We start from the raw sequence: 23,374 nt of genomic DNA on the forward strand, positions 1-23,374 counted from the left end.
GCCTACCCAGCCCCGCCCGTCCCATGCGCCGCACGGGGCGGGCGGGACTCAGCGGCGGCTCAGGAGGTCGGCGACGCGGCCGAAACCGTCCGCGCCGTGGCCGAGGCCGATGGCACGGCGGGTCAGGCCCTCGACGGCGCGCATCACGCTCGCGTCGATGCCGTGGGCCTCGGAGGCGTGGACGATGTGCGCCATGGAGGAGGCCGCCGAGGTGATCGGGTTGCCGTCCCCGGGGAAGACGCCGTTCGCCGCCTCCTCCGCGATCTCTTCGAAGATCGGCGGGAGGATCTCGGCGATGCCCCTGGCGAACGGCGCCAGCTCCCGGGGGGAGACGCCCTCGGCCCGCGCCATCGCGAGGGCGTGCGCGTACCCGGCCATCGAGGTCCAGAAGACGTCGAGCAGCGCGATGTCGTGCGCCGCCGCCCGGCCGATCTCCTCGCCCAGATGGGTGTGCACACCGCCCAGCGCCTCCAGGACCGGAAGGTGCTCCCGGTAGAGCCCTTCCGGGCCGCTGTGGAGGAACACCGCGTGGGGGGTCCCGATGGTCGTGGTCGGCGTCATGATCGCGCCGTCGAGGTAGCGGACGCCGTGCTCGGCGGCCCAGGCGGCGGTGTCGCGGGCCCGGCCGGGGGTGTCGGCGGTCAGGTTCACGACCGTGCGGCCCTTGAGCGCGCCGGCGACCGCGTCACGCCGCAGGACGGAGTCCACCGCGTCGTAGTCCACCACGCAGACCACGACCAGCCCGCTCGCGGCGGCCGCCTCCTCGGCCGATCCCGCGCCGGCCGCTCCCCGGGCGACCAGTTCCCGGTCCCTGCCCGGCGTCCGGTTCCAGACCGTGGTGGGTGTCCCGGCGTCCAGGAACGCACCGGCCAGGGCGCGGCCCATCGGTCCCAGTCCGAGCACGGTGACGGCAGGCTGGGCGGAATGGGTAGACATAGGGTGACTCCCTCGAAGTAATGATCAGTGGCGAGTGGGGGGAAGATGACGCGCAGCCGCGCCCGCGACCTGAACGTCTGCGGGGTGACCGCCGCGATCGCGGTGATCGACGGCAAATGGAAGACGGCCCTGCTCTGGCTGCTGGAGTCCGGGCCCCGGCGCCCCGGCGAACTGCGGCGGGGGCTGCCTGGCCTCACCGAGAAGGTCCTGACGCAGGCGCTCCGCGAGATGGAGGCGGACGGTCTGGTGCACCGCGAGGTGCACGACGTCCTGCCGCTGAAGACCGAGTACTCCCTGACGGAGTTCGGCCGTGAGCTCTCCGAGACGCTGGCCCCCCTTTCCGACTGGGGGCACCGCCGCCTGGAGAGGCTCGCCGCGGAGCAGCCCGCCTCCTGACGCGGTGTTCCTCCTTCCCCTTCCGCGCCGGGCGGGTCCTTCCGCCTGGGACAAGGTTCGCCTCCGCGCCCGGCCGCTGCCAAGTACCCACAAAAAAGTGGGTACGGGCCGTCAGGGGGTCACGGCAGGCGGGGGAGGAGGAGGCGGGCGACGTCGAGGGCGCGGCTGGCGGGGGACCAGGGGGCGCCGGGCGTCCAGTCCTCGGCCGTCCACACGTCGGACATGACGGCCTTGACGAAGCCCCAGGCCGTGACGCGGTCCACGGGGACGGCCAGTTCGTCGGCGAGCTGCTCGACGCGGGCCGGGACGAGCGCGGTCAGGGCCTCGTCGCGGTCGTCGGGGTCCGGGTTGTGCAGCAGGGTTCCGGCGTCGTAGCAGGGGTCGCCGACCAGGCCGTGCGGGTCGATCGCCAGCCACGGCTCGCGGGCCGCGCGCAGGACGTTGTCGTGGTGCAGGTCGCCGTGGAGGACGACGGGCTCGGGCGTCGAGGCGCACAGCTCCCGCATCAGGCCGCCCGCGTGGACGACGAGGTCCAGGGGCAGCGGGCCGTTCTCGCCGTGGGCCGCCGCGTAGTCGTCGAACGCCGTGGCCTGGGCGAGGGCGTCGGGGATCGGGCAGCCGGGCGGCGGGGGGACGTGCAGGAGGCGCATGACGGAGACCAGCGCCGACGTCGCCTCGGCGTCCCGGGCGGGCACCAGGTCGCGCAGGCGGTCGCCGGGGGAGACGCGTTCCAGGAGCAGGGCGCCGCGGGCGAGGTCGGTCCGCAGCAGGCGGACGGCTCCGCGCCCGTCGAACGCGGCGAGCGCGGGTGCCTCCTCGGCGAGTGAGGTGCCGCTCGGGACGCCCAGCTTGAGCACGGCCGGTGTGCCGTCCTCGCAGGTCACCCGGGTGACGTAGTGGTAGGACAGCTCGTACGGCTCCTGCACCGTCAAGCCCCAGTCGCGTGCCACGGCGTCCAGGACGGAGGGCAGGTCCGCCAGCCACCGGGTGCCGGCGTCGCCCCAGACCTGGGCGACGTTCTGCGGGAAATCCATGGTCATCGTCGCCTCGCAATGCCGTGGAGGACGGTCGACACGGCGTGTTCGGGGAAGTCGTCCTCGATCGGGAGGCCGCGGAAGACCGCGCGGGCCCAGACGGCTCCCGCCAGCAGGTCCATCAGCAGCATCGGGTCGGCGTCCGGGGAGAGCTCGCCTCGGGCGGCGGCGCGTTCGAAGACGGGGAGCTCGCGCGCCAGCCGGTCGGCGAAGAACCCCCGGGTGTGCCCGGCGAGCTCGGGGTTGCCGGCGGCGGCGCCGAGGGCCGCCACGGCGATGTCGGAGGCGGGCGGGAGGGTCAGCAGCCGCACCAGGGAGCGGACGAGTTCCGTCAGGTCGCCCTGCAGGGTGCCGGTGTCGGGCGCGGTGAGGTCGAGCGGCGCGCCGCAGGTGAGCGCCGCGCCGAGCAGCGCCGCCTTGGACGGCCACCAGCGGTAGATCGTCGTCTTGTTGACGCCCGCGCGCTCGGCGACGCCCTCCACGGTGAGGCGTTCGTAGCCGTGCTCGGCCAGCAGCTCCAAGGTCGCCTGGAAGATGGCCGCGGCGCGGCGTGGTCCCGGATTCACCCCGCCACTATAGCAACGCAACGTTGCGTTGCGTTTCGGGGTACGGTCGTGTGCATGAGCACCCGAACGGACGGGCGGCTGCCCGTCGTCCTCCTGCACGGCATCCGGCTGAGCGGCACCATGTGGCGCCAGGTCGCCGCGGCCGTCGCCCCGCACCGCCCGGTCCGCACCCCCGACCTGCCCGGCCACGGACGGCGCCGCGGCGAGCCGTTCACCATGGACGCGGCGGCCGACGCCGTCGCCGGGGTGATCGATGAGCTCGGCGGCCGGGCGCTGGTCGCCGGCCTGTCCCTGGGCGGCTACACCGGCATCGCCACCGCGGCACGCCATCCCGAGCGTGTCGCCGGCCTGGTCGCGATGGGCTGCACGCTGCGCCCCCGGGGCCTGGCCGCCGCCTGCTCCCGGTCGGCCGCGGGCCTGGCGGCCCGGCACTCCCGCTGGGCCGACCGCCTCAGCGTCGCCGGATTCCGCCGCACGCTGCCCGCGCCCCTCGCCGACGACGTCCTCGCGGGCGGCCTGTCCTGCGAGGTCATGCCCCAGGCGGTGGCCGCGGTGGAGGCACTGCGGCCACCGGCTCCGCTGGCCGCCTACGACGGCCCCGTATGGTTCGTCAACGGCGAGCGGGACCCTTTCCGCGCCGACGAACGCGAGTTCCTCCACGCCTGCCGCGACGCGCGGCTGACGCTCCTGCCCCGGCGCGGCCACGTCGCCACCCTCATCGAGACCACCCAGATCGCCCGCCTCGTCCTGGACGGCGCGGCGTCCCTCGACCAGCGCGCCGCACCGCCGGTCCGCCCGGCGGGCACAGGGTTGCCGGCGGCGGCGCCGAGGGCCGCCACGGCGATGCCCGAGGCCGGTGCCGGCTGACGTCCGCTGACGTCCGACCGGAGCTCAGCGCCGTCCGCTGCGGTAGACCTTGCCGGGGCTGGTGGAGCCGAGGAGTTCGGAGACGGTGACGAGGGCGTAGCCCTTGGCGCGGGCGGCGCGCAGGACGGCGGGGACCGCGGCGACGGTGGTGGGTCGGCTGTCGTGCATGAGGATGATCGCGCCGCGGTGCAGGCCGCGGACGGCGCGGCGGGCGACGACCGCGTGGTCGCGGTCGCGCCAGTCGAGGGTGTCGACGTCCCAGAGGACCTGGGCGAGGCCGAGGCGCCGGGCCTGGGCGGCGACCCGGCCGTCGGTGGCGCCGTACGGCGGGCGCAGGAGGACGGGGCGGGCGCCGGTCAGCCGGGCGATGGTCCGGCGGGTGCCGTCGATCTCCTGGTGGATCCGGCCGGACGGCAGGCCGGTCAGCTGCGGGTGGTGCTCGGTGTGGTCGCCGATCTCGTGGCCCTCGGCGTGGGCGCGGGCGACCAGGCCGGGTCGGGCGCGGGCCTGGTCGCCGACGACGAAGAACGTCGCCCGCGCCCCGCTCCGCCGGAGCGCCGTGAGCAGCCGGGCGGTGCCGGCGGAGGGGCCGTCGTCGAAGGTCAGCGCCACGCATTTCACTCGGGCGCAGTTCACCCGCTTCTGCGCCGGGGCGGCGGCCGCGGCCGGGGCGCAGAGCGAGAGCCATGTCGCGATCCCCAGGATGGCGGCGCTCACGGCCTTCATGCGCATGGTGACTCCTCTGCGGCGCTTCCTCCGGCGAAGCCTCACCGCGTAACGATCAATAGCCGACAAGCCCGTTATATCGGTGTTCCCGGTTCGCGGTGCTCGTATCGCATCAGTCGGGGGACAGGGTGAGGGCGCGGTTGGGGCAGGCGTCCGCGGCGCGGGCGGCCAGGGGCTGCCGGTCGGGGCCGGGGGCGGGGTCCAGGACGACGACGAGGCCCGCGGCGTCGTCCTGGTCGAACAGGTCGGGGGCGGTGAAGACGCACTGGCCCGCGCCGCGGCAGCGGTCCAGGTCCGCGCGCAGCCTCACCACGCGACGGGCAGGGCGTCGAGGCCGTAGACGAACTGGTCGTGGCGGAAGGGGACGTCCTCGACCGGGACCGCGAGGCGCAGGCCGGGGAGGCGGGCGGCCAGGGCGGTGAAGACGACGTCCATCTCCAGCCGTGCCAGCGCCGCGCCCAGGCATTGGTGCATGCCGAATCCGAACGCCACGTGGTGGCCCTGCGCCCGGTCGGGGTCGAAGGCGTCCGGGTCGGGGAAGTGGGCGCCGTCCCGGTTGGCGGCGGTGAGCGAGATGACGACGCCGTCGCCGGCCTCCATCGTCACCCCGTCGACGGTGACGGGTTCCAGCAGCGTGCGCACCAGCCCGAACTGCACGACCGTCAGATGCCTCAGCAGTTCCTCGGTGGTGGCGCCGACGCGCGCGGGATCGGCGCACAGCGCCGCCCACTCCCCGGTGACCAGCAGCGTCAGGGTGCCGAGCGCGATCATGTTGGCGGTGGTCTCGTGCCCGGCGATGAGCAGCAGGCCCGCCATGAAGACCAGTTCGTCCCGGGTCAGCCGCCCTTCGGCGATGCCGGGGGCGACCCGTCCCAGCAGGTCGTCACCGGGCTCGCGGACCTTGGCGTCGACCAGGGAGGCGAGGTAGTCGGTGAGCTCGCCCATCGCCCGGGCGCCCTCCTCGAGCGGCGCGTTCGTCTCCAGGATCTTCGCGCTGCGGTCCTGGAAGAACTCGTGGTCGTCGTACGGCACGCCCAGGAGCTGGCAGATCACCTGGGAGGGGATCGGCAGCGCGAAGTCGCGGACGAGGTCGGCGGGTGGTCCCTTCTCGACCATCGCGTCGAGGGACTCCGCCACGGTCCGCTCGATGCCCGGTCGCATCGCGTTGATGCGCCGCACCGTGAACTCCGTGGTCAGCAGCCTGCGCAGCCGTCCGTGGTCGGGGTCGTCCATGCGCAGGAACGACAGCGTCCCCGTGGCCGGGGGCACGGGGATGAGCTGCGGATAGTGCGGCCGGGTCTCATCGGAGCTCAGCCGCGGATCGCTCAGCAGCGCCCGCGCGTCGGCGTGCCGGGCGACCAGCCAGGCGGTCTGCCCGCTGGGCAGCCGGACACGCGCGGGCGGCCCCGCGCGCAACCCCGCCAGTCCGGCCGGCGGATGGAACGCGTCCTCCCGCGTCCAGGGCATCTCCGGCACTTCCAGTTTTTCCACCTTGCCCGCCTTCCAGGAAGAAAGTCCCTCAGAAGGTAAGGCGGTGACCTCCGGTCATCCAGTGATCAAAGGTGAGAATTTCATATCGAAACCGCCCATGGACGGAGCCCGCCCCAGGTCCCGGTCCGGACGGGACGCCGCCGGTGGCCGGATGCGGAACCCGGCGAAGCCCCAGGGGGCCGCGGAGAGAATTTCGCGCCGGTCGACCTGTCGGCCCCGGCCCCCATCGTCACCCCGTCGAGCAGGTGGCCGCCGGGCTCCGCCATCGCCCGGCCGGCGGATGGAAGGCGCCCCCGGTCCGGCGGCGCGAAGCGGGGGCGGGAGGGCTCCTACGCGGAGAAGGCGATCTCGGCGAAGGCCTCGAGCTGCTCCAGGTAGTGGGCGAGGGACTCGTGCCTCACGGTGAGGTTGATGTGGGTGCCGCCCGCGGCGGCGGCGGTCTCGAGGAGCTCGGCGACCCGGTCGGGGGCCTTCAGGGCGTCGACGCGGTGGCCGGGGGTGAAGACCACGCTGAAGTCCGGGGGGAGCTCCACGGAGTCGAGCATCTCGCGCATCTTCTCCGGGCCCGGCCCGCGGAACGACTGGGGGGCCGGGGCCCAGCCGTCGGCGAGGGTGGTCGCGCGGCGCAGGGCGCGTCCGCTGTGGCCGCCGATCCACAGCGGGACCTTGGACTGGACGGCATGCGGGTCGACCACGACGTCCTTGAACGAGTAGAAGGGGCCGTCGTAGGAGGCGACACGGGTGGACAGGCTCGCGCGGAGGGCGCGCAGGGCGTCGTCGGCGCGGGCTCCGCGGTCCTCGAAGGGCTTGCCGAGCATGTCGAACTCGGCGGGCACGCTGCCCACGCCCAGGCCGAAGATCAGCCGCCCGTTGCTGAGGAAGTCGAGGGTGCCGAAGCGCTTGGCCAGTTCGAGCGGGTGGTAGAGCGGCAGGACCAGCACGTACGGCAGGAAGCGCAGCCGTTCGGTCTGGCCCGCGAGAAAGGAGAACGTGGCGAGCGGGTCGTAGAAGCGTTCCTTCTGGGGGACGCCCTGCGGCACGGCGACGTGGTCGGGGCAGGTCATGAAGTCGTAACCGAGCCGGTCGGCGGTCTGGGCGACCTGGACCAGTTCGGGTACCCCGGCGTGTTCCTCCCACTCGGGGCGGTTGCCGGAGAGGGCGACGATGGGGGAACTGATACCGACCTTCACGAGTGCGCCTTCCGAGAGGTGATGCTCTGCTGGAGCAGGGTGAGGGGGTCCTGGCCGTCCCGCCGTCCCGCGGGGCCGTCGCCCTCCTTGGGCATGAAGCGCCCGGCGTCGGACCTGGTCCACTCGCGGACGGCCCAGCGCTCGGAGATGGCCCAGCGCCCGTCCCGGTAGGTCATGTGGTCGACGAAGCGCACCCCGCTGGTGAAGTTGGCGCGGGCGCTGTGCGCCGGTTCGCCCCAGTGCACGGAGGTCCCGTACGTCTCCGAGACCGCCTCGTCCCCGTGCAGCTCCACCAGGTGGTTGCCCACGACGTGCATGGTCCCGCCGGTCCGGGCGCGGGCCCGCAGCAGCGGCTCGACCCAGGCCAGGTACTCCTCCACGGTCCCCGTGAACCCGGTGTGGTGGTCGATCGCCCCGGGATGGTACGCCGAACGCACCAGGTCCATGTCGACCCGGTCGATGCCCCGGCAGTACCGCAGGACGACCTCGTGGATCTCCTGCCGGTCCGACCACTCCGAACGCCGCTGCGCCAAGTTCCTCCCCCTCACCCCGCTGCTCTTTCGCGCAGGCTAGGCAGTGCCGTACGCCACAGGCGGCGCGATCCCATTGGCCGGAACGGTCCGCCTGGAGCCCCTTCGCCGGGTGTTCTGCCTCACATGCCGTTACGGGGACCGGCCGAGCGGTGTCCTGTGCTCGAACCGCTTGAAACGAGGGAGGCACCATGGCCGAGAACATCGAAGTGGTCGTGATCGGCGGCGGATACGCCGGCGTCATGGCGGCCAACCGCCTGACCCGGCGCGACGACGTGACCGTGACGCTGATCAACCCGCGGCCGTCCTTCGTCCACCGCGTCCGCCTGCACCAGCTGGTGGGCGGGACCGACGACGCGGTCGTCGCCTACCGCGACGTCCTGGCCGAGGGCGTCCGGCTGACGGTCGACACCGCGACGCGGATCGACGCGGCCGGGCGCGGCGTGGCGCTGGCGTCGGGCGGCACGGTCGGCTACGACTACCTGGTCTACGCCGCGGGCAGCGGCAGCGCCGACCCGAGCGTGCCCGGAGCCGCCGAGTTCGCCCACCCGATCGCCTCCCTGGAGGAGGCGCGGCGACTGCGGCAGGTCCTCGACACCACGCCCGCGTCGGCCGCGGTGACCGTCGTCGGAGCCGGTCCGTCCGGTATCGAGACCGCCGCCGAGCTGGCGGAGGCCGGCCGCGCCGTGACCCTGGTCTGCGGCGGGGAGCTCGGCCCGTACCTGCACGCGCGCGGCCGTCGTTCGGTGGCCGCGCGGCTGGCCGAGCTCGGAGTGGCCGTGCTCGAAGGCGAGGGCGCGAAGGTGGTGGAGGTGACCCGCGACGCCGTGCGGCTCGGCGACGGCCGCGAGCTGCCGAGCCGGGTGACGATCTGGACCGCCGGATTCGGCGTGCCGGACCTGGCCGCGCGCAGCGGTCTGAGCACCGACGCCCTGGGCCGCCTGCTCACGGACGAGACGCTGACCAGCGTGGACGACGGGCGCGTCGTCGCGGCCGGGGACTCGGCGGCGCCGTCGGGCCTGCCGCCGCGGATGAGCTGCCAGGCCGCGATGCCGCTGGGCGCGCGGGCCGCCGACACGGTGCTCAGCCGGATCGCGGGCGAGCGGCCCGAGACCCTCCGCCAGTCGTTCACCGCCCAGTGCATCAGCCTGGGCCGGCGCACCGGCATCTTCCAGTTCGCCGACCGGTCCGACGTCGCGGTGTGGTTCAACATCGACGGGCGCCTGGGCGCCAGGATCAAGGAGACCGTGTGCAAGGGCATCGTCGGGCACCTGGCCGACGAGGCGCGCAAGCCCGGCGCGTACCGTCTGCACCGCATCCCGGGAAGCGCCCGCCGGCGGATGCTGCTGGAGGCCGGTCGCGGTGAGGCCGCGGTCCCCGCCGAGCAGGCGGTCCGGGCCTGACCCGGGCGACGGATCCCAGTGAAAGGTGCCCAGAGATGAACGAGCCCCCCGCCGACCCGGCGACCGACGCCTTCATCACCCACCGCAACCTGCTCTTCACCGTCGCCTACGAGATGCTCGGCTCGGCGGCCGACGCCGAGGACGTCCTCCAGGAGACCTGGCTGCGCTGGACGAAGGTCGATCTGGCGCAGGTGGGCGACGAGCGCGCCTACCTCGTCCGGATCACGACCCGCCAGGCGCTCAACCGGCTGCGCACGCTGAGCCGCCGCAAGGAGGCGTACGTCGGCCCCTGGCTGCCCGAGCCGCTGCTCACCGCGCCGGACGCGGCCCAGGACGTCGAGCTCGCCGAGAGCCTGTCGATGGCGCTGATCCTCGTCCTGGAGACGCTGGCGCCGGTGGAGCGCGCCGTCTTCGTGCTGCGCGAGGTCTTCGACGTCGACTACGAGGAGATCGCGGCGGCCGTCGACAGGAGCCCCGCGGCGGTCCGCCAGATCGCCTACCGCGCCCGTCAGCACGTCGACGCCCGCCGTCCGCGCCGGGCGGTCTCGGCCGGGGAGACCCGGGCGGCCCTGGAGTCGTTCCAGCGCGCGCTGGAGACCGGGGACCTGCAGGGGCTTCTCGACGTGCTCGCCCCCGAGGTCGTCTACATGGGCGACGGCGGCGGCGTCAAGCAGGCGGCCCTGCGGCCGATCGTCGGCGCCGGCAAGGTGGCGCGCCTCCTCATCGGCGGGGTCGGCAGGACCGGGAACGCGTTCGCCTTCGATCCCGCCGTGGTCAACGGCAATCCGGCCCTCCTCGTCCATCTGGACGGGGAGTTCGACGGGGTCGTGGCGGTGCGGCTCGAGGACGACCGGATCACCGGTCTGTACTTCGTGCGGAACCCGGAGAAACTCTCCCGTATCGCGGCCGAGACGCCGCTCGCGCTGCGCTGAGGTCCCGAGGGACGACGAAGGGCCCGCCGAGGCGGGCCCTTCGCGTCGCGGTGCGACTACTGCAGGTCGATGCCGCGGATCTGCTTCTCGGCCTGGGTGACGATGCTCTCGATCAGCTCTCCGCAGGTGGGCAGGGAGTCGATGAGGGCGACGACCTGGCCGGAGGCCATGACGCCGAGGTCGGGGCGGCCGTCGACCATGGCCGCCTTGAGCAGCATGGGGGTGTTGGCCGCCATGAGGATCTGGGACCAGGTGAGGTCCTTGCCGTGCTTCATCGCCAGACCGTCCTGGATCATGGTCTTCCAGGACTGGCCGGAGATCTTCTTGAAGCGCGCGGCGTTGCGCAGGGCGCGGGCGGTGCGGGAGACGGCGTTGGTCGACTCCAGCTCGGTCACCAGCTCGCTCTGCAGGACGCGGTGGGGCATGCCGTCGACCTGGCGGGTGACCAGGGTGTCGTTCTTGCCCAGGTACACCTGCTTGACGGCGTCCGGCACGGAGCTGTCGGCCGTCAGGAGGAAGCGGGTGCCCATGGCGACGCCCGCGGCCCCGTACATGAGGGCGGCGGCCAGGCCGCGCCCGTCGTAGAAGCCGCCCGCCGCGATGACGGGGATGTCCACGGCGTCGACGACCTGGGGGAGCAGGACGGTCGTGGCGACGGCGCCGGTGTGGCCGCCGCCCTCGCCGCCCTGCACCAGGACGGCGTCCGCGCCCCACGCGGCGACCTTCTCGGCGTGGCGGCGCGCGCCGACCGAGGGGATCACCACGAGCCCGGCGTCCTTGAGCCTGGCGATGAGCTCCTGCTTGGGCGCCAGCGCGAACGACGCGACCTTCACGCCCTCGCGGATCATGAGGTCGATGCGGTCCTTGGCGTCGGTGGCGTCGGCCCGCAGGTTCACGCCGAAGGGCGCCTCGGTGCGCTCCTTCACCTCGTGGATGGCGTCCTCGAGCTGCTTCAGCGTCATCGTCGCCGAGGCCAGGATGCCCAGACCGCCCGCGTTGGCGACCGCCGAGACGAGCTTGGGACCGGCGACCCAGCCCATGCCCGTCTGCACGACGGGATGGCGGACCCCGACCAGCTCGGTCAGCGGGGTGCGGATCATGACCTGACCTCGCGGTCCCGCAGGCCGCGCGGGTCCAGGACCTCGCGCAGGACCTTCAGCTCCTCGTCGGTCGGCGTGCGGGACTCGGGGACCTCGTCGGGGATGACGAGCTCGAAGCCGGTCTGCTCCACGACGGTCTCGACCGAGACGCCCGGGTGCAGGGAGCGCAGCCGCATCCGGCGGTCCTCGGTCTCGAAGTCCAGGACGCACAGGTCGGTGATGACGCGGCGGATCTCGTGGGCGCCGTTGTTCCAGCCCAGGCCCGAGATCATGTCGACCTTCCCGCTGAACACGCGGGGGGAGTGCTTGGAGATCCAGTACGACGTCGGGTTGCAGCGGGTGTTGCCCGGCGCGCCGCGGACGCCCAGCAGCTGCGACTTGGGCTGCGCCCACTCGCCGACGCACGAGATGTTCGTGTTGCCGTACATGTCGATCTGGGAGGCGCCCATCATGACGTGGCGGCGGCCGTTGAGGACCAGCCACAGGTGGTCGCGGAAGGGCATCCAGCCCTCGACGTCGCCGGCCTTGGCGCCGAACGGGATCGGCTCGGCCGTCAGCAGCGGGCCGCCGTCGGTGGTGAGGAGGTCCGGCTCGAACGTCGAGCGGGCCAGGCGGGCGCCCAGGACCGAGCAGGTGCCCATGGCGGCGGCGAGGATCTCCCCGTCGCCGCGCCAGGCGTCGGCGCAGGCGGTGACGCAGATCTCGGCTCGGGTCACTGTCACTTTCCGGCCTCCTCGACGTAGGACTTCTGGCGGGCCTCGTCACGGGGGTAGTCCGGGAGGCATTCGGTGAATCCGGCGCCGCCGGGCACTTCCACCACGCCGGCGGTGTGCATGCGGCTGACCAGCAGCGTGGAGGGGTGGCCCTCGAAGCGCTCGACGAGCTGCTCGCAGGAGACGTACGCGCGGGTCGCGGCCTTGACGAACAGGTCGTCCATGTAGGGGTCCATGCCCAGGTACTGGCCGTTGCCGCGGGCGTCGGCGCGGTTCATGTGCACGAACGCCACGTCGAGCCCCAGCGCGGGCACCGCGACGAGCTCCTCGTCACCGTACGGGTCGGTGATCGTCTTGAGCTGCGGCGCGTACTTGAGCACGTCCGAGCCGATGCCGACGGGGGTCGGCAGGAAGGGCAGGCGGTGTGCGGCCGCGTACAGGCCGAACATGAACATGCCCTCGTCGTACTCGGTGAACTCGATGGAGCCGCTCTGCCGCGCCTTGCGGAAGTACGGCTCCAGCGCGATGGAGTCGAGCGTGACGAACGGCGCGACGACCCGCTTGACCTTGCCGGCCGCGCACAGCATGCCGACGTCCGGCCCGCCGTAGGCCACGACGGTCAGATCGCTCACGTCGGTCTTGCACAGCGCCTCGACGAGGGCCATCGGCTTGCGCCGCGAGCCCCATCCGCCGATGCCGAGCGTCATGCCGCTCTCGACGCTCCCGACGATCTCCTCGACTGAGATGACCTTGCTCATTTGCCCTTGCCCTCCACGAACGCGTCGCGGTGCCGGTCGCCGGCGCCCTGAAGATTGAGTTCGAAGGTGAAGCCCTGCTCGAAGCGGTAGGAGCGGTTGACGTCGACGGGGTCGATGCCGTTCAGGCACTCCTTGGCGCGGCGGATGACGAACCCGTCCATGGCCGCGATGCCGCCGGCGACCTCCAGCGCCTTGGCGCGCAGCTCCTCGCGCGGCACGACCGCGTGGACGGAGCCGAACGCGTGCAGCTGGGCGGCGGTGGCCGTCTGGGTCGTGTAGACCATGGCGCGCATCAGGTGCTGGGGCACCAGGCGGGCCAGGTGGGTGGCCGCGCCGAGCGCGCCCTGCTTGACCTCGGGGAGACCGAAGGTGGCGTCGTCGGAGGCGACGATGACGTCGGCGTTGCCGACCAGGCCGATGCCGCCGCCGAGGCAGAAGCCGTGCACGGCCGCGATGACCGGGACCTCGCACTCGTAGACGGCCTTGAACGCCGCGTGGCATCCGCGGTTGGCGCCGAGAAGGGCGTCGAAGCCCTCGGTGCGCTGCATCTCCTTGATGTCGACGCCGGCGTTGAACCCGCGGCCTTCGGAACGCAGCACGACCACGCGGACCTCGGGGTCGCGGCCCGCCGCGGTGACGGCGTCGGCCAGGTCGAACCACCCCTGGACGGTCAGGGCGTTGACGGGCGGGGCGTCGACGACGATCTCGGCGATCCCGTCCTGCCCCTTCGTGGTGGTGAGGATTCCCATAAGCTACCTTCGGTCTCAATCTAACATTTGTTAGAACGTAGCAGGCGGGCCCCCTGACCGCCACGCCCGATCCCACTGGACGGAGTCACCCATGATCTGCAAGGACCGCGTGGTCATCGTCACCGGAGCAGGCCGCGGCCTCGGCCGCGCCCACGCCCTGGAGTTCGCCCGCCAGGGCGCCAAGGTCGTCGTCAACGACCTCGGCGTCAGCCGCGACGGCAGCGGCGAGGTGGCCTCGGGCCCCGCGGACGAGGTCGTCGCCGAGATCAAGGCGCTGGGCGGCGAGGCCGTGGCCAGCCCGCACGACATCGCCTCCGACGAGGGCGCCAAGGCCCTGGTCCAGCTGGCCCTGGACACCTTCGGACGGCTGGACGTCCTGGTCAACAACGCGGGCTTCCTGCGCGACCGCATGCTGATCAACCAGGGTGAGGACGAGTGGGACGCCGTCATGCGCGTCCACCTCAAGGGCCACTTCCTGCCCCTGAAGTACGCCGGGCAGCACTGGCGCGCCGAGTCCAAGGCGGGTCGGCAGCCCGATGCGCGGATCATCAACACCTCCTCCGGCGCGGGCCTGCTGGGCAGCGTCGGCCAGGGCAACTACTCCGCGGCCAAGGCAGGCATCGTCGGCCTGACCCTGGTGGCCTCGGCCGAGCTCGGCCGCTACGGCGTCACCGTCAACGCGATCGCGCCCGCCGCCCGCACCCGCATGACCGAGGAGGTCTTCGCCGCGACGATGGCCGCCCCCGGCGAGAACGAGTTCGACGCCATGGCGCCGGAGAACGTCTCCCCGACCGTGGTGTGGCTGGGCTCCCCGCTCTCGGCGGACGTCACCGGCCGCGTCTTCGAGCTCGAGGGCGGCAAGATCACCATCATGGAGGGCTTCCGCCACGGCCCGACGGTCGACAAGGGCGAGCGCTGGGACCCCGCCGACATCGACCCCGTCGTCCGGGATCTTCTGGCCAAATCCGCCACTCCTGAGCCTGTTTACGGTGCTTAGACCGATCTACTCCCATCCAGCGGGATGAGGTACGGCGGTTTCCGCTCGCCGGTACGTACCGTCTTGGTCATGCTGACCCAGGACGACCGGCGAGCGGCAGCCGACCTGCTGTACACCGCCGAGCTGGAGCGGGCCCCGATGGCCCCGTTGACCGAGGCCTTCCCGGCCATCGACGCGGTCGACGCCTACGAGATCCAGCTCCTCAACATCACACGCAAGCTCGACGCGGGCGCCGTCATCCACGGCCACAAGGTGGGCCTTTCGTCTGAGGCCATGCAGCGGATGATGGGCGTCGACGAACCCGACTACGGGCACCTCCTCGACGACATGGCGCTGCGCCAGGACGTGCCCGTCGAGATCGCCCGCTACTGCTACCCCCGGGTGGAGGTCGAGGTCGGGTTCGTGCTCGGCAAGGACCTCCCCGGCGAGGACTGCACCGAGGAGGACGTGCTCGAGGCCACCGAGCGGGTCGTGCCGTCCCTGGAGCTCATCGACAGCCGCATCCGCGACTGGAAGATCAAGCTGGCCGACACCATCGCCGACAACGCCTCCTCCGCCGGGTACGTCATCGGCGAGGGCGTCTCCCCGGCCGGCCTCGACCTGAAGAACATCGACGCGACGCTCACCTGCGACGGGGAGTTCGTCGTCTCCGGCCGCTCCGACGCGGTCCTGGGCAACCCCGTCACCGCCGTGGCCTGGCTGGCCCGCAAGGTCGCCTCCTTCGGAGTGCGCCTCAACGCCGGCCACGTCATCCTGCCCGGCTCCTGCACCCGGGCGATCGACGTCGCCGCGGGTCAGACCTTCACCGCCGAGTTCACCGGCCTCGGCTCCGTCTCTCTCACCTTCCAGTAAGGGGTGATCATGGCAACCGCCGCCATCGTCGGTCCCGGCAACATCGGCACCGACCTGCTGTACAAGCTCCTGCGCAGTGAGCACATCGAACCCCGCTACATGATCGGCGTCGACCCCGAGTCGCCCGGCCTCAAGCGCGCCGCCGGCCTCGGCCTGGAGGTCAGCCACGAGGGCGTCGACTGGCTGCTGTCCCGCGACGAGCTGCCCGACCTGGTCTTCGACGCCACCAGCGCCTACGTGCACCGCGCCGACGCCCCCCGCTACAAGGAAGCGGGCATCCGCGCGATCGACCTGACGCCCGCCGCCGTCGGCCCCGCGGTCGTCCCGCCCGCCAACCTCCTCGAGCACATCGGAGAGGACAACGTCAGCCTCATCACGTGCGGCGGCCAGGCGACCATCCCCATGGTCTACGCGGTCTCGCGCATCGTCCCCGTCGAGTACGCCGAGATCGTCGCCTCCGTGGCGTCGGAGTCGGCCGGGCCGGGCACCCGCGCCAACATCGACGAGTTCACCAAGACCACCGCGCGCGGCGTCGAGACGATCGGCGGCGCCCGCAAGGGCAAGGCCATCATCATCCTCAACCCCGCCGACCCGCCGCCGCTCATGCGCGACACGGTCTTCTGCGCGATCCCGGCCGACGCCGACCGCGACAAGATCACCGAGTCGGTGCAGCAGGTCGCCGCGGCCGTGCAGGAGTACGTGCCCGGCTACCGGCTGCGCGCCGAGCCGCAGTACGACGACCCGACGCCGATCAGCGGCGGCCTCGCCCGCGTCGCGATCTTCCTCGAGGTCGAGGGCGCCGGCGACTTCCTGCCGCCCTACTCCGGCAACCTCGACATCATGACCGCCGCCGCCACGAAGGTCGGCGAAGAGTTCGCCAAGCAGATCGCGGGAGCCTGACGATGCCCTACAACGACGAATGGGACATCCGGATCACGGACTCGTCCCTGCGCGACGGATCCCACCACAAGCGCCACCAGTTCACCGTCGACGAGGTCGTCTCCATCGTCACGGCCCTGGACGACGCGGGCGTGCCCGTCATCGAGGTGACGCACGGCGACGGCCTCGGCGGCTCGTCCTTCAACTACGGCTTCTCCAAGACCCCCGAGCAGGAGCTGATCAAGGCGGCGGCGCAGACCGCCAAGCGTGCCAAGATCGCCTTCCTGATGCTGCCGGGCGTCGGCGTGAAGGACGACATCCGCGAGTCGGCCGACAACGGCGGCTCCATCTGCCGCATCGCCACCCACTGCACCGAGGCCGACGTCTCCATCCAGCACTTCGGCCTCGCCCGGGACCTGGGCCTGGAGACCGTCGGCTTCCTGATGATGTCGCACACCCAGCCGCCGGAGGTGCTGGCCAAGCAGGCCCGCATCATGGCCGACGCCGGCTGCCAGTGCGTCTACATCGTCGACTCGGCGGGCGCGCTCATCCTCGAGCAGACCTCCGACCGCATCTCGGCCCTCGTGGCCGAGCTCGGCAACGACGCCCAGGTCGGCTTCCACGGCCACGAGAACCTGGGCCTCGGCGTCGCCAACAGCATCGCGGCCGTCCGCGCGGGCGCCCTCCAGATCGACGGCTCCGTCCGCCGCTTCGGCGCGGGCGCGGGCAACACCGCCGTCGAGGCGTTCGCCGCCGTCTGCGACAAGCTCGACATCAAGACCGGCATCGACGTCATGAAGATCGTCGACGCCGCCGAGGACGTCGTCCGCCCCACCATGCCGTCGGAGTGCAACCTCGGCCGCATGGAGATCATGATGGGCTACGCCGGCGTCTACTCCAGCTTCCTCAAGCACGCCGCCACCCAGGCCGACCGCTACAAGGTCTCCGGCGCCGAGATCCTCCTGCGCGCCGGCCAGCGCAAGCTCATCGGCGGCCAGGAGGACCAGCTCATCGACATCGCCCTCGAACTCGCCTCCGAGCAGAACTCCTGAACCACCTCTCCCCGACGGGCGGCTCCTCTCCTCTCTCCAGGAGCCGCCCGTCCCCCTTTTCTCGTACTTTCCGCCGTTCCCGGAGACCGGCCCCTCCGGCGCCTCGCCGACGGCGTCACTGCGGGGGAGGTGTGTCGGCCAACCCGACCTGCGAGCCCACGTCCTCGTCTTCGGCGGCGGAGAGCACGGCCTGGAGCAGGCCGGGGAAGCGTTCATGGAGGTCGGCGCGGCGCAGTTCCACGTAGCAGCGGGTGCCTTCCTGGCGGGTGCGGGTCAGGCCGGCGTCCCGCAGCACCCGGAGGTGGTGGCTCAGCGTCGACTTGGCCACCGGGGCCCGCAGCTCTCCCCAGCCGCGCTCGCGGCCGTCGGCGAGCAGGCGGACCAGGCCCACCCGGATCGGGTCGCTGAGCGCACCCATGACCCCGGTCAGGGACATATCGCCAAGATCGGGATGTTGTGCCTGTTTCATGGATGCATGCTAGCTTGTTCGATGTTTCACGAACATCGAACAAGTGGAGTGTGTCATGACAGAGGGATCCCTCTCCTCCCCGGGGCGGTTCACCGGCCGGGCGGTCGTCGTCACCGGCGCCGGTTCCGGCATCGGCCGCGCCACCGCGATCGCCTTCGCCCAGGACGGCGCCCGCGTCCTAGGGGTCGGGCGTAGAGCCGACGCCCTGGCCGAGACGGCGAGCCGACATGCTCGCATCACCGTGCTGGCCGCCGACGTCTGCGCCGCCGACGCCCCCCGGACGGTCATCGACACCGCCTTCGAACGGTTCGGCCGCATCGACGTCCTGGTCAACAACGCCGGCGCCACGGCCCTCATGCCGCTGGCCGAGGCCACCGCCCAGCGGATCGGCGACCTGTTCGACCTCAACGTCACCGCCCCCAGCCTGCTGGCCGCCGCGGCTCTGCCGCATCTGCGCACCACGGGCGGCTCGATCGTCAACGTCTCCAGCACCTACGGCCACCGCCCCCTGCCCGGCGCCGCCCACTACGCCGCGACCAAGGCCGCGCTGGAGCACCTCACCCGCAGCTGGGCCCTGGAGCTGGCACCCGACGGCATCCGCGTCAACGCGCTCGCCCCCGGTCCCACCGAGAGCGAGGCCCTGGCCTCCGCGGGCATCCCCGCCGCCACCGTCGAGCAGATCAAGACCGACGAGGCCGCTCGCATACCCCTGGGCCGCCGCGGGCGCCCCGAGGAGATCGCCGCCTGGGCCCTGCACCTGGCCGCCCCCGCGAGCACCTGGCTCACCGGCCAGATCCTCACCCTCGACGGCGGCCTGGAACTCCTCTGACCACCGCCGCAACGGCGGCGCCCAGGAGGCGTCGGGGGACGGTCGGCGGGTGTGTGGAAGCTATCGGTTAAGGCGGTTATGCCGGGGGACTAATGGTTTGTGGATTTTGATGGTGGTTTGAGAGTCAAGACGTTGCGGGCCGGGCACCTGCTGCTCGTGGTGGTGCTCGTGGCCCTGGCGATCTGGGCTTTCTGGCGGGTGCGGACCGTGTCGATCCCCGTGCTGCTGGCGGTGTTCATCGCCTCCATGACGGTGCCGCCGACGCGGTGGCTGGTCCGGCGGGGGCTGCACGCCGCGTTGGCGACCACCCTGGTGTGGCTCGGCGCCCTCGGCGGGGGAGCGCTGCTGGTCGTGGGGCTCGTGCCGGTCACGGCCGCGGGGATCGACGACCTGAGCATCAACGTCGACCGGTTCGCGGTGGACCTCCAACGGGAGGCCGCTCGTTTCGGGGTGAGCGAGGCGCGCTTCACCGAGCTCACGGAGCAGGCCAAGGAGTGGCTGTCCCACCAGTGGGGCGACATCGCCGACGGGGCGATCACCGGTGTCATCATGACCGGCGAGATCCTCGTGGGGGCCCTGCTCGCGCTCGTCCTGGCCGTCTACTTCACCTACGGCGGCGCGAACCTGCTCACCTGGCTCACCGGGCTGGCTCCCGCGGCGTCTCGTGAGCGCCTCCGCTCCGGGAGCTCCGTCGTCTTCCAGGTCATCGGCAGGTACATGCGCGGGGTGGCCTTCGTGGGCCTCGTGGAAGGGGCGCTCACCGGCCTGGGGCTGTGGGCTCTCGGCGTTCCCCTGGCGATCCCGCTGGCCGTCCTCACCTGGATCGGCGCCTTCTTCCCCATCATCGGCGCGTTCCTCGCCGGCCTGCTGGCCGCGATCGTCGCCTTCGCCGCCAAGGGCTGGCTCATCGCCCTGGCCGTCGTGGTCCTCGCCGTCGCCGTCCAGCAGATCGAGGGCAACATCCTCGCCCCCCAGATCTACGGCCGAGCCCTCGACCTCCCCGGCCCCGTCGTCCTCGTCGCCATCGCCCTGGGCGGCGTCCTCGCCGGCATCGCGGGCGCCTTCTTCGCGACACCCCTCACCGCCGCCGCGGCCGCCCTCCTCCACCACCACCGCTCCGCCGAAGACGGTCCACCCGCCGCGGACTCCAAGGCGCCCGAGGAGAACGCCGCCACCTGAGCCTCCCGCGCGCTCCGCTTTATCAGTGGTCGCCTTCCGTGTCCATGGCCCCGTCTGCGGCTCATGTGTCGCCTCGGTGTTAGGCACATATCGTGTCCATATCTTTACCGTGCGTGAGATTCTTGGGGGGAAGCGATGACGTGATGAGGAGGGCGCATGCTCGTGGGGCGGAAGGGAGCGGATGGGCACTCGGCGGAGGACGCGGCGTGGCGGATGCCGGGGCCGACGGGGCTCGGCACGGCCGCCACCCTCCTGAGCCGGGCGGCGGGGACGCCCTCCGTCTACACGCACCGGGAGTGGGGGGACGGGAAGGCGCCGCCCCTCTACGTTCCGGCGGTCGAACGGGCCGACGACGCGCTCGCCGCGGAGGTGAACGCGCGGCTGGGCCGCTGGGCCGCCGAGCAGGGGTTCCAGGAGCACGAACTCGACGCGCTGGAGTCCGCGGGATTCGGGCGGCTGGCCGTGCTCACCCATCCCGACTCCGACGATCCGGACGCGCTGCTCGTCGCGGCCCAGCTCAACGCGAGCTGGTGGGCGGCGGACGACTACTACGCCGACGACACGTCGCTGGGAGCGGTGCCCGAGCTGCTGCCCCCGCGGCTGGCGCTGGTGATGGCGGTCATGGACCCGCCGCCCGCGGCCGGCGCCTTCACCCCTCCGCTGGAGCAGGCCGTCGAGGACGACCTCGTGTTGCGGATGCTCGGCTCGGCCACCCGCCATCTCGGCAGGCACGCGACGCCGACGCAGGTCCAGCGGGTCTGCTACTCGACCTTCGCGATGTTCGTGAGCTGGACCGCCTACGCCGCCTGGCGGGAGACCGGGCACCCTCCCGCGTGGGAGTACCTGGCGGCCCGCCAGCACGACAGCTTCTACACCTCCATGACGCTCATCGACGTCGTCGGCGGCTACGAGCTCCCCTCGGAGCTGTTCTACGACCAGCGGGTCCGCGACGCCCTGTTCCAGGCCGGAACCGCCTCCGTGCTGCTCAACGACCTGTTCTCGGTGGAGAAGGACGCGGCCGACGAGAAGCCCGTCTGCAACATGGTCCTGCTGACCGCCGCGGACCGGGGCTGCACGACCGAGGAGGCCGTCGAGCTCACCGTCGACCTGCACAACGACTTCGTGCGCGGTTTCGAGGCCGCCCACGGGGAACTGGCGTCCGTGCCCTCCCCGCAACTGCAGTGGTTCCTGCGCGGGGTGCGGGCGTGGATGGGCGGCGGCTTCGAATGGCACGCCACGAACACACGCTACGCGCAGTCATCCACCCCGTCTCCGACATCGTCCGAGTGAGAGGACCCCTGATGACCCTGACCAGCGACGCCACCACCACCAAGACCGTGCTCGCCAGCCCCTACCAGCGCTCCGTCGCCGACTACTGGAACCAGGAGCGCAATCCCGTCAACCTGCTCCTCGGCGACGTCGACGGGACCTACCACCACCACTACGGCATCGGTGAACCCGACTGGACGGTCCTGGAGGGGCCGGAGGAGACGCGCGAACGGCGTCTCGTCGAGGAGCTGCACCGGCTCGAGACGGCGCAGGCCGCACTCCTGCTGGATCACCTGGGGGACATCCCCGCCTCCGGACGGCTCCTGGACGCGGGCTGCGGGCGGGGCGGCACCAGCCTGATGGCCAACCTGCGGTTCGGCTGCCGGACGGAGGGCGTCTCGATCTCCGAGGAGCAGGTCAGGTTCGCCACGGAGCAGGCCGAGCGGCGCGGAGTGGCGGACTCGGTCCGCTTCTCCTTCCGCAACATGCTCGACACCGGCTTCGAGACGGCGTCCTTCGACGGCATCTGGAACAACGAGTCCACGATGTACGTGAACCTGAACGACCTCTTCGCCGAGCACAGCCGCCTGCTCAAACCCGGCGGGCGCTACGTGTGCATCACCGGCTGCTACAACGACGTCTACGGCCTGCCGTCGCGGCCGGTCAGCCAGATCAACTCGCATTACATCTGCGACATCCACCCGCGCAGCGCCTACTTCGCGGCGATGGCGGCCAACGGCCTCGTGCCCATCAACGTCGTCGACCTGACCGCGGCGACGATCCCGTACTGGCGGCTGCGCGAGCGGTCCCACCTGGTCACCGGGATCGAGGACGCCTTCCTGGAGGCCTACACCGGCGGGAGCTTCCACTACCTGCTCATCGCCGCCGACCGGATCTGACCCGAGGCCGGCCGGCGCCGAGGCCGGCCGGCACCATCCGCCGAACCCAGGAGAGGCACCGATGACGACCATCAGCCCGCGCGGTGAAGTCGGGGAGGAGACTCCTCGGCTCAGCCTGTCCCCGGCGGGGGCCCGCACCCTGGCCACGACCACCAAGACCCCGCCCCAGATGCAGGCGATCTCGTCGAGGTGGCTGCTGCGCAAGCTCCCGTGGGTCGAGGTGTCCGGCGGAACGTACCGGATCAACCGCCGGCGCGTCCGCACCGCGCGTCCGCGCCGGCTCGGTTTCGTGTGGACCGCGGACGGCGCCCGCGTCGTGCCCGAGTCCCTCTGCGGCCTCCCGGCACTGCACGGCCTCGACGCCACCGCGGAGGGCCGGGAACTGCTGGCCGAACTGGCCAGCCGCTTCGTCCTCCGGGAGGTCGACTCCGGCGAGGTCGTGATCGAGGAGGGCTCCCCGGTCACCGGGATGCTCGCCGTGGTCCGGGGCCGCCTGGAACGACTCGGCACGGGCCGGTACGGAAGCACGGCGCTGCTGGGCGTCCTGACCGACGGCGGCCACCTCGGCGACGAGGCCCTCACGTCCGGCACCGACGACGCCCCCGTCTGGAACCAGACGCTCCGGGCGGCGACGTCCGCGACGGTCCTGACCCTGCCGACCCCGGCGTTCCAGCGGCTGCGCGAGGCGAGCCCGGTGCTGCGCGCCCGGCTGGACGCCCACCGCTCCGACGCGGCGCGGCTCGCCAACCGCAGGGGGGAGTCCGCGATCCGCCTCTCGGCGGGCCACCAGGGCGAGCCCGTCATCCCGAACGCCTTCGCCGACTACGACCCGGCCCCGCACGAGATCCAGCTGTCGGTCGCCCAGACGATCCTGAACGTCCACACCCGCGTCGGCGACCTGTACAACGACCCGATGAACCAGGCGGAGGAGCAGCTGCGCCTGGTCGTGGAGGAGCTACGCGAACGCCAGGAATGGGAGCTGCTCAACCACCCCGAGTTCGGCCTGCTCCACGAGGCGGACGACACCCAGCGCATCTCCACCTGGTCCGGCCCGCCCACCCCCGACGACATGGACGACCTCCTGTCGATGCGCCGCGGCACCCGCCTCTTCCTGGCCCACCCCAAGGCCATAGCCGCCTTCTTCCGCGAGTGCACCAGACGCGGCGTCTATCCCGAACGCACCACCGACGACGGCCGCGAGGTCCTGTCCTGGCGGGGCGTCCCCCTCTACCCCTGCGGCAAGATCCCCGTCTCCGCCGACCACACCAGCTCGATCCTCGCCCTGCGCACCGGCGAAGACGACGCCGGCGTCATAGGCCTCCGCCAGACGGGGATCCCCGACGAGTACGAGCCCTCCCTCAACGTGCGCTTCATGGGCATCACCGAAGCAGCCATCGCCCGCTACCTGGTCAGCGCCTACTTCAACACCGCCATCCTCGTCCCCGACGCCCTGGGCGTCCTGGAGAACGTCGACATAGCCGCACCCCGCACCTGACCTCGACCGGACGGATCGCCGGGCGGTGCCGCGTCCCGGGCGGGCCCCGTACAAGCCTGATCG

General features: G+C 72.2%; 26 protein-coding genes. 13 read left to right on the forward strand and 13 right to left on the reverse strand.

All coding sequences use genetic code 11. From position 1 onward, the window contains the following. Positions 1 to 48 precede the first annotated feature (48 nt). Positions 49 to 936 (reverse strand): NAD(P)-dependent oxidoreductase, encoded by an 888-nt coding sequence (locus ABD140_RS05565; protein WP_344237415.1) that lies wholly within the window; start codon positions 934 to 936, stop codon positions 49 to 51. A 45-nt stretch (positions 937 to 981) separates the two neighbouring features. Here ABD140_RS05565 and ABD140_RS05570 point away from each other — a divergent pair, with 45 nt between their 5' ends. Continuing rightward, the gene (locus tag ABD140_RS05570) at positions 982 to 1,332 is read left to right on the forward strand and encodes a winged helix-turn-helix transcriptional regulator (protein WP_344237417.1); all 351 of its coding nucleotides are present in this window, start codon (positions 982 to 984) and stop codon (positions 1,330 to 1,332) included. 119 nt (positions 1,333 to 1,451) lie between these two features. On the opposite strand, the gene ABD140_RS05575 is transcribed toward ABD140_RS05570, so the two are convergent. After that, on the reverse strand, positions 1,452 to 2,372 hold the full coding sequence (locus ABD140_RS05575; RefSeq protein ID WP_344237419.1) for an aminoglycoside phosphotransferase family protein: 921 nt from the start codon (positions 2,370 to 2,372) through the stop codon (positions 1,452 to 1,454). Further along, positions 2,369 to 2,932, reverse strand: a complete 564-nt coding sequence (locus tag ABD140_RS05580; protein WP_344237421.1) for a TetR/AcrR family transcriptional regulator — start codon at positions 2,930 to 2,932, stop codon at positions 2,369 to 2,371. Before ABD140_RS05580 ends, ABD140_RS05575 begins: the two co-directional genes overlap by 4 nt. Before the next feature lie 54 nt (positions 2,933 to 2,986). Here ABD140_RS05580 and ABD140_RS05585 point away from each other — a divergent pair, with 54 nt between their 5' ends. Beyond that, the gene (locus tag ABD140_RS05585; RefSeq protein WP_344237423.1) at positions 2,987 to 3,799 is read left to right on the forward strand and encodes an alpha/beta fold hydrolase; all 813 of its coding nucleotides are present in this window, start codon (positions 2,987 to 2,989) and stop codon (positions 3,797 to 3,799) included. A 24-nt stretch (positions 3,800 to 3,823) separates the two neighbouring features. On the opposite strand, the gene ABD140_RS05590 is transcribed toward ABD140_RS05585, so the two are convergent. From ABD140_RS05590 to ABD140_RS05610, 5 genes are all read right to left on the reverse strand, one after another. Then, complete coding sequence (locus ABD140_RS05590; RefSeq protein WP_344237425.1) at positions 3,824 to 4,531, reverse strand: polysaccharide deacetylase family protein; 708 nt, start codon at positions 4,529 to 4,531, stop codon at positions 3,824 to 3,826. Positions 4,532 to 4,637: 106 nt separating this feature from the next. Beyond that, entirely contained in the window at positions 4,638 to 4,835 is a 198-nt protein-coding gene (locus ABD140_RS05595; protein WP_344237427.1) for a ferredoxin, read from the reverse strand. After that, positions 4,832 to 6,016, reverse strand: coding sequence for a cytochrome P450 (locus tag ABD140_RS05600; protein WP_344237429.1), 1,185 nt, complete (start codon positions 6,014 to 6,016; stop codon positions 4,832 to 4,834). The genes ABD140_RS05595 and ABD140_RS05600 overlap by 4 nt, the downstream gene beginning before the upstream one ends. Positions 6,017 to 6,345: 329 nt before the next feature. Beyond that, positions 6,346 to 7,206 carry a TIGR03619 family F420-dependent LLM class oxidoreductase gene (locus tag ABD140_RS05605; RefSeq protein ID WP_344237431.1) on the reverse strand — a complete coding sequence of 287 codons (861 nt, stop codon included), beginning with the start codon at positions 7,204 to 7,206 and terminating at the stop codon, positions 6,346 to 6,348. Continuing rightward, complete coding sequence (locus tag ABD140_RS05610; protein ID WP_344237433.1) at positions 7,203 to 7,739, reverse strand: nuclear transport factor 2 family protein; 537 nt, start codon at positions 7,737 to 7,739, stop codon at positions 7,203 to 7,205. Before ABD140_RS05610 ends, ABD140_RS05605 begins: the two co-directional genes overlap by 4 nt. A 188-nt stretch (positions 7,740 to 7,927) precedes the next feature. Between ABD140_RS05610 and ABD140_RS05615 the strand changes: the two genes are divergently transcribed. Beyond that, positions 7,928 to 9,139 (forward strand): NAD(P)/FAD-dependent oxidoreductase, encoded by a 1,212-nt coding sequence (locus ABD140_RS05615; RefSeq protein ID WP_344237435.1) that lies wholly within the window; start codon positions 7,928 to 7,930, stop codon positions 9,137 to 9,139. Between the two features lie 35 nt (positions 9,140 to 9,174). After that, positions 9,175 to 10,071 (forward strand): RNA polymerase sigma-70 factor, encoded by an 897-nt coding sequence (locus ABD140_RS05620; RefSeq protein WP_344237437.1) that lies wholly within the window; start codon positions 9,175 to 9,177, stop codon positions 10,069 to 10,071. 56 nt (positions 10,072 to 10,127) lie between these two features. Here ABD140_RS05620 and ABD140_RS05625 read toward each other — a convergent pair whose 3' ends face one another. The 4 genes from ABD140_RS05625 to ABD140_RS05640 are packed head-to-tail and all read right to left on the reverse strand — an operon-like array spanning position 10,128 to position 13,391. Beyond that, positions 10,128 to 11,171, reverse strand: a complete 1,044-nt coding sequence (locus tag ABD140_RS05625) for an NAD(P)H-dependent flavin oxidoreductase (protein ID WP_344237439.1) — start codon at positions 11,169 to 11,171, stop codon at positions 10,128 to 10,130. Next, on the reverse strand, positions 11,168 to 11,893 hold the full coding sequence (locus ABD140_RS05630; RefSeq protein WP_344237441.1) for a CoA-transferase subunit beta: 726 nt from the start codon (positions 11,891 to 11,893) through the stop codon (positions 11,168 to 11,170). Before ABD140_RS05630 ends, ABD140_RS05625 begins: the two co-directional genes overlap by 4 nt. Next, a complete protein-coding gene (locus ABD140_RS05635; protein ID WP_344237443.1) occupies positions 11,890 to 12,642 on the reverse strand; it encodes a CoA transferase subunit A in 753 nt (250 codons plus the stop codon). Before ABD140_RS05635 ends, ABD140_RS05630 begins: the two co-directional genes overlap by 4 nt. Then, positions 12,639 to 13,391, reverse strand: coding sequence for an enoyl-CoA hydratase family protein (locus ABD140_RS05640; RefSeq protein ID WP_344237445.1), 753 nt, complete (start codon positions 13,389 to 13,391; stop codon positions 12,639 to 12,641). Before ABD140_RS05640 ends, ABD140_RS05635 begins: the two co-directional genes overlap by 4 nt. Positions 13,392 to 13,482: 91 nt before the next feature. Between ABD140_RS05640 and ABD140_RS05645 the strand changes: the two genes are divergently transcribed. The 4 genes from ABD140_RS05645 (at position 13,483) to dmpG (ending at position 17,171) form a co-directional block, all read left to right on the forward strand. Next, a complete protein-coding gene (locus ABD140_RS05645; protein WP_344237447.1) occupies positions 13,483 to 14,388 on the forward strand; it encodes an SDR family oxidoreductase in 906 nt (301 codons plus the stop codon). A 69-nt stretch (positions 14,389 to 14,457) separates the two neighbouring features. Continuing rightward, positions 14,458 to 15,240 (forward strand): 2-keto-4-pentenoate hydratase, encoded by a 783-nt coding sequence (locus ABD140_RS05650; protein ID WP_344237449.1) that lies wholly within the window; start codon positions 14,458 to 14,460, stop codon positions 15,238 to 15,240. A 9-nt stretch (positions 15,241 to 15,249) separates the two neighbouring features. Further along, positions 15,250 to 16,140 carry an acetaldehyde dehydrogenase (acetylating) gene (locus tag ABD140_RS05655; protein ID WP_344237451.1) on the forward strand — a complete coding sequence of 297 codons (891 nt, stop codon included), beginning with the start codon at positions 15,250 to 15,252 and terminating at the stop codon, positions 16,138 to 16,140. Positions 16,141 to 16,142: 2 nt separating this feature from the next. Further along, on the forward strand, positions 16,143 to 17,171 hold the full coding sequence (gene dmpG, locus ABD140_RS05660; RefSeq protein ID WP_344237453.1) for a 4-hydroxy-2-oxovalerate aldolase: 1,029 nt from the start codon (positions 16,143 to 16,145) through the stop codon (positions 17,169 to 17,171). Between the two features lie 115 nt (positions 17,172 to 17,286). On the opposite strand, the gene ABD140_RS05665 is transcribed toward dmpG, so the two are convergent. After that, positions 17,287 to 17,607: an ArsR/SmtB family transcription factor gene (locus tag ABD140_RS05665; protein ID WP_344237455.1), complete on the reverse strand. Its 321-nt coding sequence runs from the start codon at positions 17,605 to 17,607 to the stop codon at positions 17,287 to 17,289. A gap of 88 nt (positions 17,608 to 17,695) precedes the next feature. Here ABD140_RS05665 and ABD140_RS05670 point away from each other — a divergent pair, with 88 nt between their 5' ends. The 5 genes from ABD140_RS05670 to ABD140_RS05690 all read left to right on the forward strand — a co-directional run bounded on the left by ABD140_RS05670 (position 17,696) and on the right by ABD140_RS05690 (position 23,311). Then, positions 17,696 to 18,469, forward strand: coding sequence for an SDR family NAD(P)-dependent oxidoreductase (locus ABD140_RS05670; RefSeq protein WP_344237457.1), 774 nt, complete (start codon positions 17,696 to 17,698; stop codon positions 18,467 to 18,469). Positions 18,470 to 18,586: 117 nt separating this feature from the next. Further along, positions 18,587 to 19,648 carry an AI-2E family transporter gene (locus ABD140_RS05675; protein WP_344237459.1) on the forward strand — a complete coding sequence of 354 codons (1,062 nt, stop codon included), beginning with the start codon at positions 18,587 to 18,589 and terminating at the stop codon, positions 19,646 to 19,648. Positions 19,649 to 19,804: 156 nt separating this feature from the next. Beyond that, positions 19,805 to 20,938, forward strand: coding sequence for a family 2 encapsulin nanocompartment cargo protein terpene cyclase (locus ABD140_RS05680; RefSeq protein ID WP_344237461.1), 1,134 nt, complete (start codon positions 19,805 to 19,807; stop codon positions 20,936 to 20,938). A gap of 11 nt (positions 20,939 to 20,949) precedes the next feature. Beyond that, a complete protein-coding gene (locus tag ABD140_RS05685) occupies positions 20,950 to 21,816 on the forward strand; it encodes a geranyl diphosphate 2-C-methyltransferase (RefSeq protein ID WP_344237463.1) in 867 nt (288 codons plus the stop codon). 61 nt (positions 21,817 to 21,877) lie between these two features. After that, on the forward strand, positions 21,878 to 23,311 hold the full coding sequence (locus ABD140_RS05690) for a family 2B encapsulin nanocompartment shell protein (RefSeq protein WP_344237465.1): 1,434 nt from the start codon (positions 21,878 to 21,880) through the stop codon (positions 23,309 to 23,311). The last annotated feature ends 63 nt before the right edge of the window (positions 23,312 to 23,374 follow it).

Origin of the sequence: Actinocorallia libanotica (assembly GCF_039525175.1) — a bacterium.
Lineage (GTDB): Bacteria > Actinomycetota > Actinomycetes > Streptosporangiales > Streptosporangiaceae > Actinocorallia > Actinocorallia libanotica.

Coding starts and splice junctions, on each gene's coding strand:
- ABD140_RS05565 (WP_344237415.1), bottom strand. CDS start 936: ATGTCTACCCATTCCGCCCAGCCTGCCGTCACCGTGCTCGGACTGGGA.
- ABD140_RS05625 (WP_344237439.1), bottom strand. CDS start 11,171: ATGATCCGCACCCCGCTGACCGAGCTGGTCGGGGTCCGCCATCCCGTC.
- ABD140_RS05650 (WP_344237449.1), top strand. CDS start 14,458: ATGCTGACCCAGGACGACCGGCGAGCGGCAGCCGACCTGCTGTACACC.
- ABD140_RS05690 (WP_344237465.1), top strand. CDS start 21,878: ATGACGACCATCAGCCCGCGCGGTGAAGTCGGGGAGGAGACTCCTCGG.
- ABD140_RS05635 (WP_344237443.1), bottom strand. CDS start 12,642: ATGAGCAAGGTCATCTCAGTCGAGGAGATCGTCGGGAGCGTCGAGAGC.
- ABD140_RS05615 (WP_344237435.1), top strand. CDS start 7,928: ATGGCCGAGAACATCGAAGTGGTCGTGATCGGCGGCGGATACGCCGGC.
- ABD140_RS05640 (WP_344237445.1), bottom strand. CDS start 13,391: ATGGGAATCCTCACCACCACGAAGGGGCAGGACGGGATCGCCGAGATC.
- ABD140_RS05620 (WP_344237437.1), top strand. CDS start 9,175: ATGAACGAGCCCCCCGCCGACCCGGCGACCGACGCCTTCATCACCCAC.
- ABD140_RS05680 (WP_344237461.1), top strand. CDS start 19,805: ATGCTCGTGGGGCGGAAGGGAGCGGATGGGCACTCGGCGGAGGACGCG.
- ABD140_RS05655 (WP_344237451.1), top strand. CDS start 15,250: ATGGCAACCGCCGCCATCGTCGGTCCCGGCAACATCGGCACCGACCTG.
- ABD140_RS05585 (WP_344237423.1), top strand. CDS start 2,987: ATGAGCACCCGAACGGACGGGCGGCTGCCCGTCGTCCTCCTGCACGGC.
- ABD140_RS05575 (WP_344237419.1), bottom strand. CDS start 2,372: ATGACCATGGATTTCCCGCAGAACGTCGCCCAGGTCTGGGGCGACGCC.
- ABD140_RS05570 (WP_344237417.1), top strand. CDS start 982: ATGACGCGCAGCCGCGCCCGCGACCTGAACGTCTGCGGGGTGACCGCC.
- dmpG (WP_344237453.1), top strand. CDS start 16,143: ATGCCCTACAACGACGAATGGGACATCCGGATCACGGACTCGTCCCTG.
- ABD140_RS05665 (WP_344237455.1), bottom strand. CDS start 17,607: ATGTCCCTGACCGGGGTCATGGGTGCGCTCAGCGACCCGATCCGGGTG.
- ABD140_RS05670 (WP_344237457.1), top strand. CDS start 17,696: ATGACAGAGGGATCCCTCTCCTCCCCGGGGCGGTTCACCGGCCGGGCG.
- ABD140_RS05685 (WP_344237463.1), top strand. CDS start 20,950: ATGACCCTGACCAGCGACGCCACCACCACCAAGACCGTGCTCGCCAGC.
- ABD140_RS05590 (WP_344237425.1), bottom strand. CDS start 4,531: ATGCGCATGAAGGCCGTGAGCGCCGCCATCCTGGGGATCGCGACATGG.
- ABD140_RS05645 (WP_344237447.1), top strand. CDS start 13,483: ATGATCTGCAAGGACCGCGTGGTCATCGTCACCGGAGCAGGCCGCGGC.